A 19,015-nucleotide genomic window follows, 5' to 3' on the forward strand; every position below is an offset into this window, starting at 1 on the left:
TATTTGTATACTTATATTAAATTAATATATCATAACTGAACAATGGAGGTACAATGAATGACTAAAACAATTTTCGAGAAAATAGCCGACCGTGAAATCCCTTCAAACATCGTATATGAAGATGAGGTATGCATCGCTTTCACGGATGCTTTCCCGCTTTCCAAAGGGCATACACTCGTCATACCGAGGAAACCTGTGCCGGATATATATGACCTGGATGACGAAACCGGCGCACACATCATGAAAGTGATCTCCAAAGTTGCAAATGCCATAAAGGATGCTTTCGAACCGGCCGGACTGAACATTGTCCAGAACAATGGTGAATATGCCTCACAGACTGTTTTCCACCTCCACTTCCATCTCATACCCAGATATGAGGACGAATACGACGGGTTCAGCTACAATTGGCAACAGGATCCTGATGAACGTACAGATGAGCAGAAAAAAGAGATCGAAGAGTCAATCAAAAACCAGCTCGATGTATAACTCTTCGACGCTTTGGGTAAAGAGACATAAATGGCAAAAAGGACGTGACACTTAATGAAACTCAGAAACGCAGGTATCGGTTTCCTCGTCGGTGTAACCGGGGGGACACTGATTGCAATGCTCAACGCCCCAAAATCAGGGAGCGAGCTTCAGGCATCGCTGAAGTCCGGTTCGGGCAACATGAAATCCCAGATGGATCAGCTGAAAATCGAAGCGGATGAAGTCAAATCTTCTTTTCTGAAGACAAAGCATGAATCCCAGGAAGTGTTCAAAACACTGGGAGATGAAATCAAGACAATGATCAGCAACTACCAGGCGGACATTTCACCGAATATTGAACGCATACAAAAAGACGTGGAAAATCTTCAGAACCGCGGTGAAGAGGTCCAGGAATCAGTGGGGAAAATCCAGGATAACTTCAAATTCAAATTTAAATAGGCCTTTACACAGCAGCAGGGTACAAAGATTTGTGCCCTGCTGCTTTCTTGTGATATATTAGCCTCTGTAGTCTAAACTAAAGGAGACTTGAACAATGAAAAAGAAATTAGCTCCGATTGTCATTAGTTTCGGACTGATTGGCCTGGCCGGCTGCTCAGACGATAATGGAAGCGGAAACAGTGAAAATGATGAAACGGAATTCGGCAGCGTACTCTCAACGAGTGATGCGGGGGATGTCACTACAGACGATATCCTGAACCAGATTGGCACAAGTACGGTTGCAAACCAGACATTCCAGCTCACCCTCGACAATATCCTGCAAGATAAATACAGTGAAGAAGTTGACACTGAGCAGATTGAGTCCCAGACAGATGAAGAGATTGAACAGATGGGCGGAGAGGAACAATTCTCCATGGCACTTCAACAGCAGCAGCCCGGCATGACTGTTGACAAATATAAGGAACAGCGTATAACAAACGCCTACCATGATAAATTCTTCGAAGAAAAGTTTGAAGTGACGGATGAAATGGCGATGGAAAACACAAGGGAAGCTTCCCATATACTTATTGCAGTGAAGGATGAAGAATCTGAGGAATCCGCACCGCAGCAGCAACAGGCATCCGAAAGCGATCTGACTGATGAAGAGGCGAAGCAAAAGGCTGAAGACCTTAAAAAGCAGCTTGACGAAGGTGCTGATTTCGGGGAACTCGCCAAGGAAGAATCACATGATACCGGCAGTGCCGAAAATAACGGGGCCCTCGGCTACGTCCAGAAAGGACAGATGGTAGAAGGTTTCGATAAAGCATTGTTCGAACTGGAAAAAGGTGAAGTTTCTGATGTGGTCAAATCAGAATTCGGCTATCATATCATAAAGCGCCATGATGAGGAAAACATCGAAGACGAACTGCCGCAGATTAAAAAACAGATGGTGAGCAAGAAAATCCAGGAAAACCAGGATAAAGTGCTTGAATACTACAAAGAAGTGCTCGAAGAGTATAACGCAGACTTCGAAAACGAAGACATCAGGACGTTCATCGAAGACACTTATCTGAACCCTGAATCCCAGCAGTCACCTGAGCAGCCGACAACAGAACAGCCTGCAGAGAACGAAGATGCTTCTGTAGAGGAATCCTCTGAAGAAGAAACTTCAGAGGAGGAAGCCACTGAAGAAAACGCAGAATAACAAAAGACTGCCGCGGAATTCCGCGGCAGTCTTTTGTGTCATTCAAATTTTTCCGGACGGTAGAACGCCCGGTTCTCGAGCGGAAATATACGGTCGGTAAATGTCCCCTTATCCGTCTGGCCCGTGTGTTTGTCCATCATCATCATGCGGGCATCGATGTTGTCTATGAAATGCAGGATCTCCGCCTCTTTGATCATAGGTTGCTTTGGAGATCCGTATTCAAGTTTTCCATGATGGCTGAGTATCAGGTGCTTCAGAAGCATGACTTCCTCGCCTTCGATGTTCAGTTCATCAGCCACGCGTGTAATTTCATCATTCGCTATCACGATATGACCGATGAGATTCCCTTCCACGGTATAGGTGGTGCCCACCGGTCCGGTCAGCTCCTTCACCTTGCCTATATCGTGCAGGATGATTGAACTGTACAGAAGACTCCGGTTCAGGGACGGATATATGTCACAGAGTGCTTCTGCCGTCCTGAGCATATAGTGGACATGGTATGCGAGTCCTGAGACGAAGTCATGATGGTTTGTCATGGCTGCCGGGAATGTCAGGAACTCCCTGCCGTATCTATTAAGAAGCTGGCGGACAATCCTCTGCAGACTGCCGTTTTCAATCTTGATCACATAATCCATTATACTTTCATAAAGCGTGTCTTCGTCCATCGGCGCTTTTTCAACGAAATCTTTGGGGTTGAGGCCGTCCTCCTCTTTAGCTGTTCTGAAAGTGGCTATTTTCATCTGCCTCTTATTGCGGTAGTCGATGACGTCGCCTTTGACTTTGATCAGTGTTTCAGGCTTCAACACCTCCATGTCCTCTTTTGAAACTGTCCACAGTTTCGCTTCTATTTCTCCCGTGCGGTCCTGGAGGAATAGAGTCATATAGGGTTTCCCCTGTGTGGTTACCCCCTGCTGACTCCTTTTTATAAGGTAGAAAGTTTCCACGCTGTCCCCCGGCTTAAGCTTTGATATATTATTAATCAGAGCCACCTCATTTCACTTTTTCTTTTAGTTTTATCGTCTGCTGGGAAGGTATCGAACTGTCAAGATTGCAAGTAAAGTACAACACCTGATCTGTCACTTCATTGCGGAGATAATCCATGATGATTTTTTTGCGTTCCCTGTCGAAATGTACAAAAGCATCATCTATGATGAGCGGAAGCTGGTAGTAGCCCTTTAGTGCTTTGATCAGGCTCAGTCTGAGACTGATGTACAGCATTTCCTTGGTGGACTGGGAAAGCTCCAGCGGATGGAACAGCTGTCCGTTGCTGTGCCTCACTTTGATGCCGTCCTCATCGTATATCACATTGATGTATCTTCCGCGCGTCACACTTTCAAAAATGGACCTTGCCTCCTCTATGACGATCGGCAGGCGCTCATCCTTGATCGCTTTGATGTGGGTTTCAATCAATATGCGTATATAGTTCAGGGACATATACTCTCGGGAGAGTCCCTGGATCTGATTTTTGCGCATTTCAAACATATGGTTGAGTTCACTGAGCTTCCCGTCGCTTTCGAGGCCGGCGATTTCAGAGTTGATTTCCGCAAGTGCCTTCTGTTCATGCTGGATCTTGCTGTTGAACTCCTCGATCTGAGTTGAAATATTCTCTTCTTCCTCTTTCAGGTCGGCAAGCAGGAAGCGGGCCAGTTCATTTCTTGAATCATAATCGAAATGTTCTTCATCAAGCTTCGTAGTCAGTTCTTTGAACTTTGCGATATTGTCATGATATTCTTCATGTTTCCTCGCATAGTAGTAATACTCTTCCTCGTCTTCCGCATCCACATATTCAAACAGTTTCTGGACTTTCTGTGCAGAGACGGAATTTCTTTCTTCCAGAACATTGATTTCATTTTCAAGCAGTTTGATCTGATCATCCAGCCTTGTGTAATGCGACTGGTCCTTGTACATTTTTGAAACCGTGCTCTTCACATCATAAAAAATACTGCTGTCATCATATTGCATATCCATTGAAGAAATATCATTTTTCACTTCAGTCTTAAATTCCCGGAGTTCTTTTTTGATATTGTCGATTTCAAGTTTATGCCTGTTGATCTGATTGCGTTTCTGCTTGATCTCCCGGATTGTGTGGATGGCATCCACAATATATTTGTTCTCAATATCCGGGTTTACCCTGAGATTTTTTTTCACATTGAGCAGATCGGTGTTGAGGGAGTCATTAAGCGCTTCTTTTACGGAAAGTGCCTCCTTCATCTCTTCAAGCTTCACATTGGAAGAAATCCGCTTTGTGTTCTGGGTTTTCAGATCCATTTTCAGATTCCTGGCATCATTGATATCAAAATCCACATCATTGTTCCGTTTGATTGTATCGATGATGTCCTCGAGCTCATGGACTTCCTTCTGGTAGTCCGTCTTCAATGATTCATCCTCTTTCTGGTTGGTGAGCATGAGCAGCAACAGGGTCACGATACCGATGGCTGCAAACACACCGCCCATCAGCCAGTTCGATGAGAACAGATAATAGATTCCAATCAGCAGTGCGATGACACTGATGCCGATTATGAGGATGGACTGCCCTCTTTTGACTTTGTTCCTCTCCCGTTTTTCCCGCTCATAATCCTTCTCAATCAGCTTAAACATCTTCTCTTTCTCTTTGAGTTCATACTCGCGGTCTATCAGCTCTTTTTTGATGCGCAGGCGTTCTTCGCCGATCTGTGAATCTTCGAGATGTTCAATGTCCTGATCAAGCTGTCTGATATCGGACTTCAAATGGTCTATTTCCCTGATCAGATACTGCTCTTCAAGTACTGCCTCATCCAATTTTGAAAGAAGCTTCTGGACGGATTCCTTGACTATATTAGAGTCATCCACATCGTCATATTCCTGCTGCCAGCCGATATCTTTCTGAAGATTATGGATATCATCCTCGAGATTTTCAACAGCTGTATTGAGCCGGGTGACTTCGAGTTTCTTCTGCTTGATATCCGGCTCCCTCTTCTGGATCCTTTCAAGACAGGCAAGGTGATCTTTATCAGGCAGATCTATCAATGAAATTTCGTTTTTCAATGATTTCAGTTTTTCCGCCCTTAACCCGATATCCCTCTGAATCTGCTGACTCTGGTTTTTCAGACCTTCGTACCTTTCCACCCCCTGTTCAGGGAACACGACAGGTTCTATGTTGAGTTTGTCTTCAAGCGACTTCCATGCTTTGATATCAGAGTGATACATGACTTCCTTCATCTTCTGTTTCCTGATGGTTTCAAGCTGATGCAGGGCATTCTTCTTTGCATTCAAGCTTTCTTCGGTCTTAGACTGCTCATTGATGAGCGTCTTATACCTCTCTTCGTGCTGTTCGAGCTTTTTGATTTTCTCATTCACACCTGCGATTTCTTCAAGCTCCTGGTTGACCTTCGGATTGATGCCGTTCTTTTTATAGATCGATTTGAGCTCCGCATCGATTGCACTCAGCATTTCATCATATTCATGTGATCCGAGGGCACCGGCGCGGAGGAGGTATTCCTGAAGCTTGTCTTCGGTCATATTTTTATGGATATCCTGCAGACCGAGTACATCAAATGAAAATATCGACCGGTATGTCTTCTTGTCGATGAAGTTCAGTTTCTTGATCAGCCAGTCCTCGCTTCTCACAGTACCGTCATTGAGATATATTTTTACATCACCCTGCACCTTCCCCTTGATGCGTTCTATCTCAACCGGCCCCGGTTCATCGGGGAATTGGACCGTCAGCTTCCCCCCGTACAGGTTATGCATACGGGGCTCCCTTCTCGGTTCCTGTTCCTTCCTCGTCGGAAAACCGAACAGTATGGAATGGATGAAGGACTGCATGGTTGATTTACCCGCTTCATTCTCACCGAATATCTGGACAAACTTCTGATTTGTATTAAGTTCCGTTTCTGTAATCTTTCCGTAACCGTATATATTCAACGATATGATCTTCATATACCCACTACTTCCTCATAAGCATTTTAAGGCGTTCTTCGCCCTCATCCAGCAGATCTTCCTGTTCCAGTTCCTGGATAGGCAGAAGATAGCGGTTAAGTCTCGGATCCATGTACATTGAATTGACAGCCTCTTTGAACAATGTATCATTGGATGAATAACTCGCTTTTATGTCATTTAACAGTGCTATGCTGTCCTGATTCATGTACTTGAGATGCAGGTTGTCGATCCATACAAAATCCTTGAGGTCCCTCTCATCTTCCTTAAGAAGTTCGATAACTTCATTGAAATCCGGTTCCGATATTATTTCATCACCATCATGGTAGAGTGTCAGCTGTATAATCTGTTTGCCTTTCTCCCTGAGCCTGTGCTTGAATTCCACTATCGACTGGTAAAGGTCCTGCTTATTGAGTGAAGAGACATCAAGTGTATATTCAGAAAACATGATGTCCTGAACAGGGATGAATTTCGTATCGAGGTATACATCATCCCCCTTCACATAGATGAACCCTTTCTCCCCGTATTCATTTTTATGCCGTCCCTGTATATTCCCCGAATACTGGATCGGCGGCAGGTCACTCAGCTGTTCCCGCTGATGGATGTGGCCGAGCGCCCAGTAATGATAGAGTTTCTGATTCAAAGTTTCGAGGTTGAACTCCGTATACCTTTCCTGCCTGTAGCTTCCTTTGGAATATGTCCCGTGCAGGAGGCCGATATGGATGCCTTCATTCATCGTGTTGACGGGATAGCCGTCCAGCTTGTTTTCATAGGAGTCATCAAGGAAATAGCTGAAACCATGCAGGAAGATTCTCTCGCCTTTCGAACTGATCATCTCATATGTTTCCACATTCTCTTTAAATACAGTGACATTATCCGGCCACACGGTTTTAAAACCATCCGTCAGAGGATCATGGTTGCCATGGATGACATAAGCGAAAATACCATTTTCCTTGAGCCTGCCAAACTGCCGCTTCATGAATATTTCCGATTTTAACGTACGGTTCGCCCTATCGAAAACATCACCGGCTATTACAATGAAATCCACTTTGTTTTCTATGGCGAAATCGATCATTCTTTCAACGCTTTTATATGTGCTGTCCATCAGAGCATTCAGGATTCCACCCGGCATCCTTGTTCTGGATTTGAAGGGGCTGTCCAGATGCAGGTCTGCACAATGTATGAATTTGACCATTCGTCTCACCTGACTTTTCATAAAATCATTTATGTATAGTATACCAAAAAACAGAAAAGAAAGAGGCCTGTAACAGACCTCTTTCCATATTATTTTTGATTCTCGAGACCGTAGAGTTCTTCAATCGGTTTCATGATCACTCTATTGAGATCCTGAATAAGCTGGCTCATTTTCTGCTCTGCTTCCATCAATGATTTGATGTTTTCATCTTTTTCAATATCTTCAGCAGACTTCTGAGCTTTCTGAACTTCCTCTTCCTGGATTTCCTCACCCTGCATCTGCTTTTGTTGAAGATTCATCTGGATCTCCCTGAATTCATCAAAAAGTGCTTTTGATTCAGGATTTTCATTTACTTTGCCGTAGAACTCCTTCATATTCTGGAATTCTTCAGATTGACGGAGTGCACTCTCAAGTGCGTTCGCCTGATCATATACGTTGACTGTCATTAGTTTAAAACTCCTTTTTACACAAGATATAACTACTGTAACACACTTGCCGCTGTTATAAAAAGGCTACGATGATCCCTTGGGAAACTCCTATGATGCCGCCCAGAACGAATCCCAGCACTTTGATCATCTTGAATTCCTTATCTGCAATATCAAGGACCAGTTTTTCAATGTAGCTCAGTTCAAAACTGTCGATCTGCCTTTTTATCACCTGTGCGAGGTGCAGCTTTTCAAATATCCTCCCGGTATTGCGCCCGAGATATTCCACAATATTGTCAAGCAGCCTGTACTTACCCCGCTCTTTGAAGGATTTGAACATTTCCGGATTGAAGTCGGCAATCGGTCGATCCAGGATTGCATCGATATTTATGCGCGCCTTCAGTATATCCGAGACACCCTCTAAAAGCCTGTCCCTGTCCTTTTCACTCAGCAGCTCACTGAGTTCATATGCCTTCACCCTCGCGTACTCTTCTTCTATGATCCGGGTCTGTATATCTGTCATCTTGGGATGATGGATAAGTTTGATGAGTTCACTCTGAATATTTTCGACGATGGATTCCTTGCTCATGATATATTTGATCGATCTCGCAAGTTTTCCCCTGTTCTCTATGAATTCATCCGTCATTGTATAAAGGTCCCTGTACCCCTCTTCAGAGAGCAGATACGCCTTTACTTTCATCATTGCCTGCGGCTGGATTGCTCCCACTTTGTCATCCATGGCTTTCAAGGCATCGGGCGGTATCAATTCATGGATCTCCCTATGATAGAGCTTTTCCCCTTCGGATGACACTTTATCTTCGATCTCCCTGTTGAAGCTGTAGACTATCTTATCAGACAGACCTTCACTCAGCCGCTCCAGAAAATACCTTGGACTCAGCTTTTCATGCTCGATGGTGTCGATCTGCTTATCTATGAACAGCATGATGAAATTTCTTGTTTCCGGACTCTCTATCTTTTTGATGAATACGTCAGGTGTCAGAAGATGTCCTATGATTATATTGCCAAGTTTTCCGGAAGCCTCGTCCCTCCGTCTCGGTATGACACCCGGTGTAAAAGGCAGCCTGCGTCCGAACAGGTATTTTGCTTCATATGGCCTGAACAGCATCTTGATCGCAAGTATGTTGGTCAGCCCGCCGATGAATGAACCGACGACTCCCATGAAAATTATCATTGTCACTGCATTCAACTAGAATCCCTCCAAAGTATTGCCATTATCCTGTGAATTGTCCCTGGATAAAAGAAAAGCACCTTCCGGTGCTTTTCTGAAAATATATTAAACCGGCTGCAGATCTGTCTGTCTCATAAAGAACGTGCGGATTTCACGCTCGATATACGACGCATGGACCGGATGATTGTCAGGGTCAATGACCCTGTATATATTATTGCTCTTATTGAATTCCAGACTGTAACCATTTTTCCTTTCGATTTCTTCCCAGTAGACCGCTTCTGCTTCATAGTTCGGGTATACACAGTGGCCTCTTGATATCACCTGTGCAAGCTCGAGAGGATCTCCGCCAAAAGTATTTGTGAGCACTTCGCTCTCTCTGAACAATGCACACAATGAAATGCAGGTAGTCCAATTTGGCAGAATACGTTCCTTTTCTATTTGTACGAGCGTCTTCTTTGAGAGCCCGATGGTATGACTCATGGAGTCCTGGGTATAACCCGCTTCAGTCCGGACCATTTTGAACTTGGACTGCAGTATCTCAGTAAAATCCTGTTTATCCATTTCTTTCTTCCTTTCAAATCTACCTTTTATATTGTAATATTTCCATGCTATAATAATACACTTTTAATATAATAATATATTTCGCCAAAAAATAAAAGGGGCATGCATCATTATTCATCAAGTGTTCATGATGTGCCCCTTTTAATTATTCATTTATCAGTCTGATCAGGCGTTCGGTTTGGTGCTCTGCAAACCTTTTTTCTCTTCCTTGACATCCTGCTGATGATCAAGGACTGTTGCAATGGCTGCATCACCTGTGATGTTCGTCATTGTCCTTGTCATATCAAGCAGACGGTCAATTCCGATGATGATGCCGATTGCCGCCGGATCGAGCCCGACCGCTGTGAGCACCATAGCGAGCATGACCAGGCCGACACCTGGAACCCCGGCAGTACCGATGCTCGCAACTGTAGCGATGACAACGACAGTCACCATCTGACCCAATGTCAGGTCCACTCCTGAGAGCTGTGCGATGAAAACTGTTGCAACCCCCTGCATGATTGCAGTGCCATCCATATTGATTGTCGCTCCCAGCGGCTGGACGAAGCTTGATATACCTTTACGGATCCCAAGCCTTTTCTGGGCAGTTTCCAGAGAGATAGGCAGCACAGCGCTGGATGAAGATGTACTGAATGCCACACCCATCGCCGGCGCAAAGTTTTTAATGAACCATATGAAACTCTTTTTCGCCATGAACTGTACCATCGAACCGTACACAAGTGCCAAATGGATGAACAATGCCAGCAGAACACAGATGAAGTAGAGTCCCAACTGTCTTATCGCACCAAATCCAGCCTGCGTAAAGGCAGTAGCAACAAGGCCGAATGCACCGATTGCTGCGAAATATTTCATGATTGCCATTACAATCCACATAACAACTTCATTGGCCTGTTCGAACAGATCCACAAGGCGGCCGATCTTATCTTTTACGGATATCATGGCGATACCGATGAATACGGCAAAGGCGATGACCTGGAGCATGTTGTCCGTTGCCATGGCATCGAAAACATTCGTCGGAATGATGTTGATCAGTGTCTGATCGACTGTCTGTTCAATCGCTTTACCGGTTTCCCCACCTTCAAGTTCTGAAGTACGGTAGTCTGAAACCTCCTCCGAATCGAGGAGTTCAGACTGTCCGACACCCGGGTCCAGAACGTTTGCTGTGATCATGGCAATTGAAATCGCAATTGCTGTAGTCAGCAAGTAAAATCCTATCGTCTTGACCCCCAGGCTTCCGAGCGTTTTCGGATCTCCGACATTATATACACCCAGCACAATGGAGATGAATACAATAGGCACAACCATCATGAAAATCATGTTAAGGAACAATTGTCCGATTACATTGAATATGTACTGGTCGATCCATTGAACCCACCCCTGATCTGTCATAGGGCTGAGTACTGAACCAACCGCTATACCTAAAATCAAACCTAATACGATATACAGAGTCATTCTGTTACCGACTTTCATAAAATCCCCCCATAACTTTGAAAGTGCTCGTCTCATTATAAAGCTATGCATTCAATTTTGTAAACTGATAATTTGTAACCGTTTACCATAGTGATACTGAAGGTCTGGCTAAAACTCCACGATGTTGTATTTGATGGCATAGATTACCGCCTGCGTCCTGTCTGAAACTTCCAATTTATTCAGTATGTGACTTACGTGGGTTTTCACTGTCTTCTCACTGACAAACAGCGCTTCACCGATTTCCTTATTTGATTTCCCTTTGACTATCTCTTTCAGCACTTCCAGCTCCCGGGCAGACAGTTCATTTTTTTCGTGCGGCATGTCACCTTCCCTGTCGATTACTTCCAGAATGTTCGGGTGAATGACTTTTTCGCCTTCTATCACATCTTTGATGGAAGCTATCAGTTCCTCCGCTTCCATTTCCTTTATAATATAACCGTCAGCCTGGGCGGCGAAAACAGGGCGGATATACTCCTCACTCGTATAGCTTGAGAGTACAAGCACCTTGACGTTCGGGTACTCTGCTTTTATCTGCTTTGTCACTTCGATTCCGTCCATCTCAGGCATCACCAGGTCAAGCAGGACCAGGTCTGCCTCTTCATGACCCGAGGACAGGAACTCCAGTGTCTCCGCGCCGGTGCCAAAGTCAGCGACAACCCTTATATCATCTGTCGTGGACAGCAAGAATTTCATGCCCTCCCGGACGATATGGTGATCATCCGTCATTATAATTTTATACATCTTAGGATTCTCCTCTCGGTATGGAAACTTTTACAGATGTTCCCTCACCCTGTTTTGATTCAATCTCCAGCTTGCCACCGAGCTTCCTCACCCTGTCTTTCATATTCCCGAGGCCGTAGCTGTACCCACTTTTGTCTTTCTGGTCGAAGCCGATGCCTTCATCTTTTATCCCTATCAGAAGTTCATCCGGCCTGGAGACTATGCTGATTGACGCCTGAAGAGATCCGGAGTGCTTCCGGACATTGTTCAGTCCTTCCTGCATCACCCTGTAAAGGCCGATTTCCACGTTATCCGGCACGTCATAGAAGCCTGTTACACTGACTTTTATTTCCAGACCCAGAAGCCCTGCATACTTCTCTATGGCGTCGATGATGCCCTCTTCCAGACCGATCGGCTTCAGCTGCCAGATCAGTGCCTTCATTTCACTCATGGCATGCTTCGAAGTATTTTCTATGGTGTCGAACGCATCGGACAGTTTTTCCCTGTCTTTAAGATTTTTGGCCGCATGGGAAGTGATACCTATCGAAAACAGCATCTGATTGACCGAATCATGAAGATCGCGGGCCAGACGCTGGCGTTCCCTGATTATCATGTTTTCCTGTTCCTGGGCGGTCAGTTCAATACGTTTTAAAGTCGAACCGATCTGGAAAGCAACGGATTCCAAAAGATCAAGTTCATCTTTGGCAAACTGCTCGGTGTCCGGACTCGCCACATTGAGCAGACCGAATGACTCATCACCTGAGAGCAGGGGGACTGTGGCATGATGGGTGATATTGTTGTTTTCCCCGGGATATGCCATCCTGGCCTTTTCCAGACGGGAACAGACGAATATGTTCGTCGCCCGTTCGAGTTCCCTTTTGTTGTATTTGTTGACACACCAGCACTTCCCCTCACAGAGATGATGATACCCTTCTCTTTCAAGAGAAGTTGGCAGCCGGTAGTGTGCCTTCAGCTCGGGATTTCCTTCACTATCTATGAAAAACAGCCAGCCGGTTTCAAACTCAGAATGGTCGACAAGAAGTTTCAACGCCCCCTCTATCATGGTATCCCTATCGGTTTCCTCATTCAGGAATTCTGCAATATCCTTCAAAAGCTGCAGTTTACTTTTCATAAGTCACTCACCTGCCATTTTTAAAGTTACTCAATTTGTAAAATTATTGTTACCATTTATCCAGAGGTATATTTTATAATGATATAGTATGCACTGCATACAAGTCGATAACAGGAGGTCAAGGATGGACCGCAGAAAATTATATCTACAATTGCTGTTTTTCACTTCGCTCATTTCAACCATGGGCTCTCTCTACTTCAGTGAAGTCAGACAGTATGTTCCATGTGAATTTTGCTGGTACCAGCGTATTCTCATGTATCCTATCGTCATCATTTCGCTCATCGCCCTGATAAGACAGGATTTCGGTGCAAAATATTATATCCGTGCCCTAAGTATACTCGGTATCGTCATGGGAGGTTACCATTACGCACTTCAGAAAGTGAGTTTTATCGGAGATGGCATGGCAGCCTGTGAAGGAGTGTCATGTACAGTCCAATATATAAACTGGTTCGGTTTCATTACAATCCCTTTCCTGTCGTTCATCGCATTCACTGTCATTATAATTCTAACATTTCTGATCAAAAAAGATTAAAGGAGAAATTTAAATGGGAAACAAAATATTTTACGGCATCATTATCTTGGTCGTCGTCATCTTTGCCGGGGTATTCATCTTCATGAACAGCGGCAGTGATGATCCGGAATCTCTCAGTGAATCGGGGTATTATCCATACACTGACAAAGAACCCGGTGATCTTGAAGGATCAACGATCGACAAACTCGACAACGAGGACTATCATCACAATAAAACGCCTGATGAAGTAAATGACCTTGTAGGCTCGGGTGAAGGTGAATTCGTTTATTTCTGGAGCCCTACATGCGTGCACTGTGAAGCTGCAACACCGTTTCTGATGGACGCATTCAACTCAGAGGACCAGGAGATTACCCAGCTGAACGTCCTTGAATACCAGCAGGCATGGCAGGATTATCAGATTGAGGCGACACCTACACTCATCTACTTCGAAGATGGCAAGGAAGTCGACCGCATAACGGGCAATCCGGGCAATTCCGAAGACTATGTATCATTCATCAACACCGTGACCGGAGAAGAATAGATGAAATTTATTGTACACGAACGGTTCGATTCGATGACACTTGAAAATATGCTTAAAACGCTGCATGTTCCAAAAAAAGAAATGCACCTTCTGAGGATGTCAAAGGACATCGCAATCAATGACGAAAAAATGCCACTCGTCAGCACTCTGTCGGCAGGTGATATAGTGATTCTGCCCGATGATCACGGTCCGAGCAGCTATAAACCGAGCTATCGCACCTGCGAAATCCTGTATGAAGACAGATACCTGGCCGTTCTTCTGAAACCGAGAGGTGTCAAAACCCATCCGAATGAGATGCATGAAACGAACACCCTGATGAACCATGCAATCTACACACTCGATACACCCTACCTGGAGCCGGTCCACAGGCTGGATCAGGAAACAAAAGGTGTTCTGCTTGTGGCAAAGCATCCACTCATCAAAAAGATGCTCGATCACATGCTTGCCGAAAGGGAGATAAAAAGGACTTACATTGCAAGGGTTGATACTAAAAAGCTGATTGAACCGCAGACCATCAGCCAGCCGGTTGCCAAAAATCCGAAAGAGCGCAACAAGTACCATGTGACGGAGAAAGGCAAAGAGGCAATCACCCACCTCCTTGGTTCCAAAGTGCATCAGGACTACTGTGAAATTGAAATCGAGCTTGAAACAGGAAGGACCCACCAGATAAGGGTCCACCTTGAACACATCGGCCTGCCCGTCATCGGAGATACACTTTACGGTGGCGCAACACTCCGCGACCTGCAGCTCTTCAGCTACAGAATCGCTTTCATACATCCAATAACACAACAGGAAGTCCTTGTCCAATTAGACAGAGAAACGATATGACAAAAGGCAGATCGATCAGATCTGCCTTTTGTCATATCTTCACTTTTATACCTTCAAGGACATTCTCAAGCATTTTTCTGCCATCAGCCGAGCCGATGGATTCCGGATGGAACTGCACGCCCTCAATAGAAAAGTCCCTGTGCCTTATGGCCATTACCTCCCCTTTTTCATTCTCTGCGCTCACTTCAAAACAGTCCGGCAGTGAAGCTCTGTCCACGACAAGTGAATGGTAATTCATCACTTCCGTCCCCTGCGGAATCCCACGGAATATTCCTATCCCGTCATGATGGATCTGTGACGTCTTTCCATGCATAAGCCTGCCCGTTTTTACAATATTACCACCGAAAGCATGTGCAATCGACTGATGCCCCAGACAAACGCCAAAAATAGGAAGGATTCCTTTGAATTTGTCTATCACTTCCAGCGTCATCCCTGTCTGTTCAGGTGTACGCGGCCCCGGGGACAACAGTATAAGGTCGGGCTGCAGCGCCTCTATTTCATTGAGCTGGACTGCATCATTCCTTCTGACTGTAATATCTTCGCCGCATTCTCCAAGAAATTGGACGATATTGTAAGTAAAGGAATCATAGTGATCGATCATATATATCATTTTATCTTCCTCCTGTGGACTTTGAGGACGTGGGCATTCCCCTGAACACGAGTTCCGCCAGATGAACGGCTTTTGCAAGCGCACTCGCCTTATTGATTGTTTCCTGATACTCCATTTCCGGATCGGAATCCGCGACAACGCCGGCGCCCGACTGGATATGAAGGTCACTCCCCATAAGGGTCATGGTCCTTATAGTTATGCATGAATCCATATTACCGTCAAAGCCGAGATAGAGGATACTGCCGCCGTAAAGATTCCGGGCCGTGGGTTCGAGTTCCCTCAATATCTGCATGGCCCGTACCTTCGGAGCTCCCGAAAGTGTGCCGGCCGGGAAAGATGATATGAAAGCATCGATCGGTGATACCTCTTGTCTCAGCTCCCCATTCACTTTGCTGATGATATGCATGACCTTTGAAAATCGCCCTATGGTCATATAATCGCTGACTGCAACTGAGCCGTATTCTGCGACCCGTCCGATGTCGTTCCGGGCAAGATCCACCAGCATGCGGTGCTCCGCGATTTCTTTGTCATCGCTCAGAAGATCCTCTGCAATCCGCTCATCTTCTTCCACGGTCTCTCCTCGTTTCCTGGTGCCGGCAATCGGATGGATTTCAAGCCTTCCATTTTGCACCTGGAGCTGCCTTTCAGGGGAACTTCCGATGACTTCCACATCATCGAATTTCAAATAATACATATAGGGTGAGGGATTAACATTCCTCAGAACCCTGTACAGTTCGAATCCTTCCAGCTCAGTCTTCGTCTGGAAACGCTGTGACAGGACCGCCTGGAGAATATCCCCTTCCTTGATATATTCCTTTACTCTGCAGACATCCCCCTTGAATTGATCTTTGGCATAATTGCTTTCCATTTTGGGGGGCGGAGTATCATACAGGTCAACCGGCATCATTATGTCAGTCAGCCCGCTTTTTCCGACCAGCTGTTCCCTGACGTGCCTGATGTGCTGAAGCGACCTGTCAAACACCTCCCGCCTATCCGCCTCTTCATCGACCCTGGCAAATGTGAGTATCGTTATCTTTCTTGTACGGTGGTTGTAGGCGAGCAGCGTCTGGCAGAATAAAAGATGATAATTCGGCAGTTTTTTCTCCGACCCGGTTCTCACGGGCACCGGCTCATAGTCAGAAATGGCATCATAGCTGATATACCCGACTCCTCCCCCTTTGAAAGGGATATCGATTTCCGGGATTTTAACATCCAGCTCCAGGAGCACTCGCTCGAATGCCTCTTTGAAGGAAGATGCTTGCGTTTTCGAACCATAATGCAGATCACTGATCACGAATTCTCCGGCTGTTTCCACCACATCCATCATCGGATCTACACCTATAAATGAAAAATTCGACCACGGCGATTCCGGTTCCTGACTTTCCAGCATATATACCGCTTCATCTTTAAGGGCATGGAACATATGTACCGGTGTCAGTACGTCTGTGTAAAAAGACTGTGCCACCGGCACGGTCCTGTGATTCCCGGCATCATGTACAAACGATTCATATGTAGTCAATTCATCACCTCATTCATATTGACTGAAATATATGTGAATAGTCTATAGAATTCAGAAAACAAAGTCAATCGAATACAAAAACTTCCTGACATACATATCTACTAAGATACCTGTATGTCAGGAAGGCTCATATGAGACCGGCATTGCCCTTGAATTATCGTTTCCTCTTTTTGAAACGCTGTCTCACTTTCAACAGAAGTTCGTTCTCTTTTTGGACTTGTTGTTCGCGGCCGTAACTCTCAGCCCTTCTCATAAGTTCGTCCTGGGCGCTGACTGGCTCATATGCATTTTTTACATACTGATATGTCCCATCAGGTTTCTGGGCACGGGCCTTGATATTATCCATGAGATAGAGCCGGTTGATGGATTTCAGCTCATCAAGTATTTTTGGATCGTTTATCGGAAAAAGTATTTCAACCCGTTTGATCATGTTGCGTGTCATCATGTCGGCAGAGGACAGATACATCTTTTCCTCTCCATTATGGTTGAAATAATAAATTCTCGAATGTTCGAGGAAACGTCCGACAATACTGATGACACGTATGTTGTCACTGACGCCTTCAATTCCCGGTTTCAGGCAGCATATGCCCCTGATGACAAGGTCCACTTTCACGCCTTCCTGGGAAGCCTGGAGCAATTTATTGATGACTTTTTTATCAGTGAGTGAATTCATCTTGGCAAAAATATAACCATTGCCGTTTTCCTTGTGGAGTTCTATCTCCCTGTCGATGGATTCGCCGAACAGATCCCGTATTTCAAACGGCGCAACATGCAGAGAATGGTATTCAGGTTTAAGCGAATATCCGCTCAGGTAGTTGAAGAAATTGATTGCGTCAATTCCAATGTTCGGATCTGTAGTAATAACCCCCATATCAGTATACTGCTTCGCAGTTGAGTCGTTATAGTTGCCTGTACCCAGATGGACATATCTCACTATCCTGCCCTTCACCCTTTTGACGACAAGTGTGATTTTGCTGTGGGTCTTGAGATAATGCATTCCGTAGATGACATGGCATCCCGCATCCTCGAGTTCTTTCGCCCACTGCACATTGTTCTCCTCATCAAAACGCGCCTTCAGCTCGACCAGGACGGTGACCTGCTTGTCATTTTCTGCAGCACGCTTCAGTGCATCGATGACAGGGGAATCGCTTGAAACCCGGTACAGTGTCTGCTTGATTGCAAGCACATCCGGGTCTTCCGCCGCCTCCTTCATGAAATCCACAATAGGTTCAAAGCTCTCAAACGGGTGATGGAAGAAAATATCTTCATCCAGCGCCTGTTCATAGATGTTCTGTGAACCGAGAAATTTTGGTTCCTGGGGTACAAATGGCTGATATACAAGGTGCGGCAGACGTTCTTTAAGCCTGGAAGACAATTCAAAAAGGAATGTCAGGTCAAGCGGACCATCGAATTTGTAGACATCATCATCATGCAGGTCGAGTTCGCTCCTGAGAAATGATCCATTTATCGTCGGATCTTTGCTGATATCTATTTCGAGACGGACAGCCGCCCCTTTTGTCCGCTCTTTCAGAAAGCGCTCTATCTCTATAAGGAGGTCTGCCGCCCCTTCCTCATGGATTGTCAGGTCGGCATTCCTTGTTATCCTGAACGGGAAGGTTCTGTCGATCCGGTAGCCCTTGAACAGCTTTTCGATATACGTTTCGATGATATCTTCTGTGAGGACGTAGTATGTGTCCTCCCCGTCCTGCATTTCATAGAATCGTCTGATGACCGTCGGCAGCTGGACGATTGCTGTCTGGTCACCGATATCATCCGACAGATTGACGAATATATTTATCTTCTTGTTCTTCAGTTTCGGGAATGGGCGGTAGGCGTCAATACCGAGCGGTGTAAGCGAAGGATAGATTTCCGAATTGAATATATCTTCAAGCTCAAGGCGCAGATGCTCAGGCAGCTCATGCGGGTGTCTGAAATATATATTATACCTCGCAAGTTCATCCTTCAGCTTATGATAATATTCATATTGTACCTTGCTGTTTTCCCTGTTCAGTTCCCCTATGCCCCTCAGTTGCTGTCCCGGGGTCAACTGTGTTTTTGTATCCGGTTCATGATAGTTCATCTTCACCTGGTCTTTCAGTCCGGCGACACGGACCATGAAGAATTCATCCAGATTTGAGCTGGTGATTGCCAAAAACTTCAGACGTTCCAGAAGAGGATTATTCGGGTCTATCGCTTCCTGGATTACTCTGTAGTTGAATTGGAGCCAGCTCATCTCCCTGTTGTTGTAATAGTTTCGGTCATTCAATTTGTATGCCATCTCAATCCTCCCCT

Annotated in this window: 18 protein-coding genes; 6 read left to right on the forward strand and 12 right to left on the reverse strand. The window is 45.3% G+C overall.

Annotated features, from left to right (window positions below; genetic code table 11):
• Positions 1-57: 57 nt before the first annotated feature.
• From C792_RS0109460 to C792_RS14445, 3 genes are all read left to right on the forward strand, one after another.
• On the forward strand, positions 58-486 hold the full coding sequence (locus C792_RS0109460) for an HIT family protein (protein ID WP_017549226.1): 429 nt from the start codon (positions 58-60) through the stop codon (positions 484-486).
• Positions 487-540: 54 nt separating this feature from the next.
• Positions 541-924 (forward strand): YtxH domain-containing protein, encoded by a 384-nt coding sequence (locus tag C792_RS0109465; RefSeq protein ID WP_017549227.1) that lies wholly within the window; start codon positions 541-543, stop codon positions 922-924.
• A 94-nt stretch (positions 925-1,018) separates the two neighbouring features.
• On the forward strand, positions 1,019-2,107 hold the full coding sequence (locus C792_RS14445) for a peptidylprolyl isomerase (RefSeq protein WP_017549228.1): 1,089 nt from the start codon (positions 1,019-1,021) through the stop codon (positions 2,105-2,107).
• Positions 2,108-2,145: 38 nt separating this feature from the next.
• Here C792_RS14445 and yhaM read toward each other — a convergent pair whose 3' ends face one another.
• From yhaM to C792_RS0109515, 9 genes are all read right to left on the reverse strand, one after another.
• Complete coding sequence (gene yhaM / locus C792_RS0109475; protein ID WP_026090311.1) at positions 2,146-3,087, reverse strand: 3'-5' exoribonuclease YhaM; 942 nt, start codon at positions 3,085-3,087, stop codon at positions 2,146-2,148.
• Between the two features lie 10 nt (positions 3,088-3,097).
• Positions 3,098-6,025, reverse strand: coding sequence for an ATP-binding protein (locus C792_RS0109480; protein ID WP_017549230.1), 2,928 nt, complete (start codon positions 6,023-6,025; stop codon positions 3,098-3,100).
• Positions 6,026-6,032: 7 nt separating this feature from the next.
• Entirely contained in the window at positions 6,033-7,217 is a 1,185-nt protein-coding gene (locus C792_RS0109485; RefSeq protein WP_017549231.1) for a metallophosphoesterase family protein, read from the reverse strand.
• Between the two features lie 89 nt (positions 7,218-7,306).
• The gene (locus C792_RS0109490; protein ID WP_017549232.1) at positions 7,307-7,663 is read right to left on the reverse strand and encodes a YlbF/YmcA family competence regulator; all 357 of its coding nucleotides are present in this window, start codon (positions 7,661-7,663) and stop codon (positions 7,307-7,309) included.
• Positions 7,664-7,718: 55 nt separating this feature from the next.
• On the reverse strand, positions 7,719-8,840 hold the full coding sequence (locus tag C792_RS0109495) for a DUF445 domain-containing protein (protein WP_245537539.1): 1,122 nt from the start codon (positions 8,838-8,840) through the stop codon (positions 7,719-7,721).
• Positions 8,841-8,936: 96 nt separating this feature from the next.
• The gene (gene xdrA, locus C792_RS0109500) at positions 8,937-9,392 is read right to left on the reverse strand and encodes an XRE family transcriptional regulator XdrA (RefSeq protein WP_017549234.1); all 456 of its coding nucleotides are present in this window, start codon (positions 9,390-9,392) and stop codon (positions 8,937-8,939) included.
• 165 nt (positions 9,393-9,557) lie between these two features.
• A complete protein-coding gene (locus tag C792_RS0109505) occupies positions 9,558-10,862 on the reverse strand; it encodes a dicarboxylate/amino acid:cation symporter (RefSeq protein WP_017549235.1) in 1,305 nt (434 codons plus the stop codon).
• A 108-nt stretch (positions 10,863-10,970) separates the two neighbouring features.
• Positions 10,971-11,603, reverse strand: a complete 633-nt coding sequence (locus tag C792_RS0109510) for a response regulator (protein WP_017549236.1) — start codon at positions 11,601-11,603, stop codon at positions 10,971-10,973.
• Between the two features lies 1 nt (position 11,604).
• A complete protein-coding gene (locus C792_RS0109515; RefSeq protein ID WP_017549237.1) occupies positions 11,605-12,714 on the reverse strand; it encodes a GAF domain-containing sensor histidine kinase in 1,110 nt (369 codons plus the stop codon).
• Positions 12,715-12,838: 124 nt separating this feature from the next.
• On the opposite strand from C792_RS0109515, the gene C792_RS0109520 reads away from it, so the two are divergent.
• From C792_RS0109520 to C792_RS0109530, 3 genes are read left to right on the forward strand one after another with little or no spacing between them, the layout of a single operon-like run.
• Positions 12,839-13,246 carry a disulfide oxidoreductase gene (locus C792_RS0109520; RefSeq protein ID WP_017549238.1) on the forward strand — a complete coding sequence of 136 codons (408 nt, stop codon included), beginning with the start codon at positions 12,839-12,841 and terminating at the stop codon, positions 13,244-13,246.
• Positions 13,247-13,259: 13 nt separating this feature from the next.
• Complete coding sequence (locus C792_RS0109525) at positions 13,260-13,766, forward strand: thioredoxin family protein (RefSeq protein WP_017549239.1); 507 nt, start codon at positions 13,260-13,262, stop codon at positions 13,764-13,766.
• Positions 13,767-14,594: an RluA family pseudouridine synthase gene (locus C792_RS0109530; protein WP_017549240.1), complete on the forward strand. Its 828-nt coding sequence runs from the start codon at positions 13,767-13,769 to the stop codon at positions 14,592-14,594.
• A gap of 31 nt (positions 14,595-14,625) precedes the next feature.
• Here C792_RS0109530 and C792_RS0109535 read toward each other — a convergent pair whose 3' ends face one another.
• The 3 genes from C792_RS0109535 to C792_RS0109545 form a co-directional block, all read right to left on the reverse strand.
• Entirely contained in the window at positions 14,626-15,204 is a 579-nt protein-coding gene (locus tag C792_RS0109535; protein ID WP_017549241.1) for an anthranilate synthase component II, read from the reverse strand.
• A gap of 1 nt (position 15,205) precedes the next feature.
• Positions 15,206-16,723: an anthranilate synthase component I gene (gene trpE, locus C792_RS0109540; RefSeq protein WP_017549242.1), complete on the reverse strand. Its 1,518-nt coding sequence runs from the start codon at positions 16,721-16,723 to the stop codon at positions 15,206-15,208.
• Positions 16,724-16,877: 154 nt separating this feature from the next.
• Positions 16,878-19,001 carry an RNA degradosome polyphosphate kinase gene (locus C792_RS0109545; protein ID WP_017549243.1) on the reverse strand — a complete coding sequence of 708 codons (2,124 nt, stop codon included), beginning with the start codon at positions 18,999-19,001 and terminating at the stop codon, positions 16,878-16,880.
• Positions 19,002-19,015 lie beyond the last annotated feature (14 nt).

The sequence above is a fragment of the Salinicoccus carnicancri Crm genome, from assembly GCF_000330705.1.
GTDB lineage: Bacteria > Bacillota > Bacilli > Staphylococcales > Salinicoccaceae > Salinicoccus > Salinicoccus carnicancri.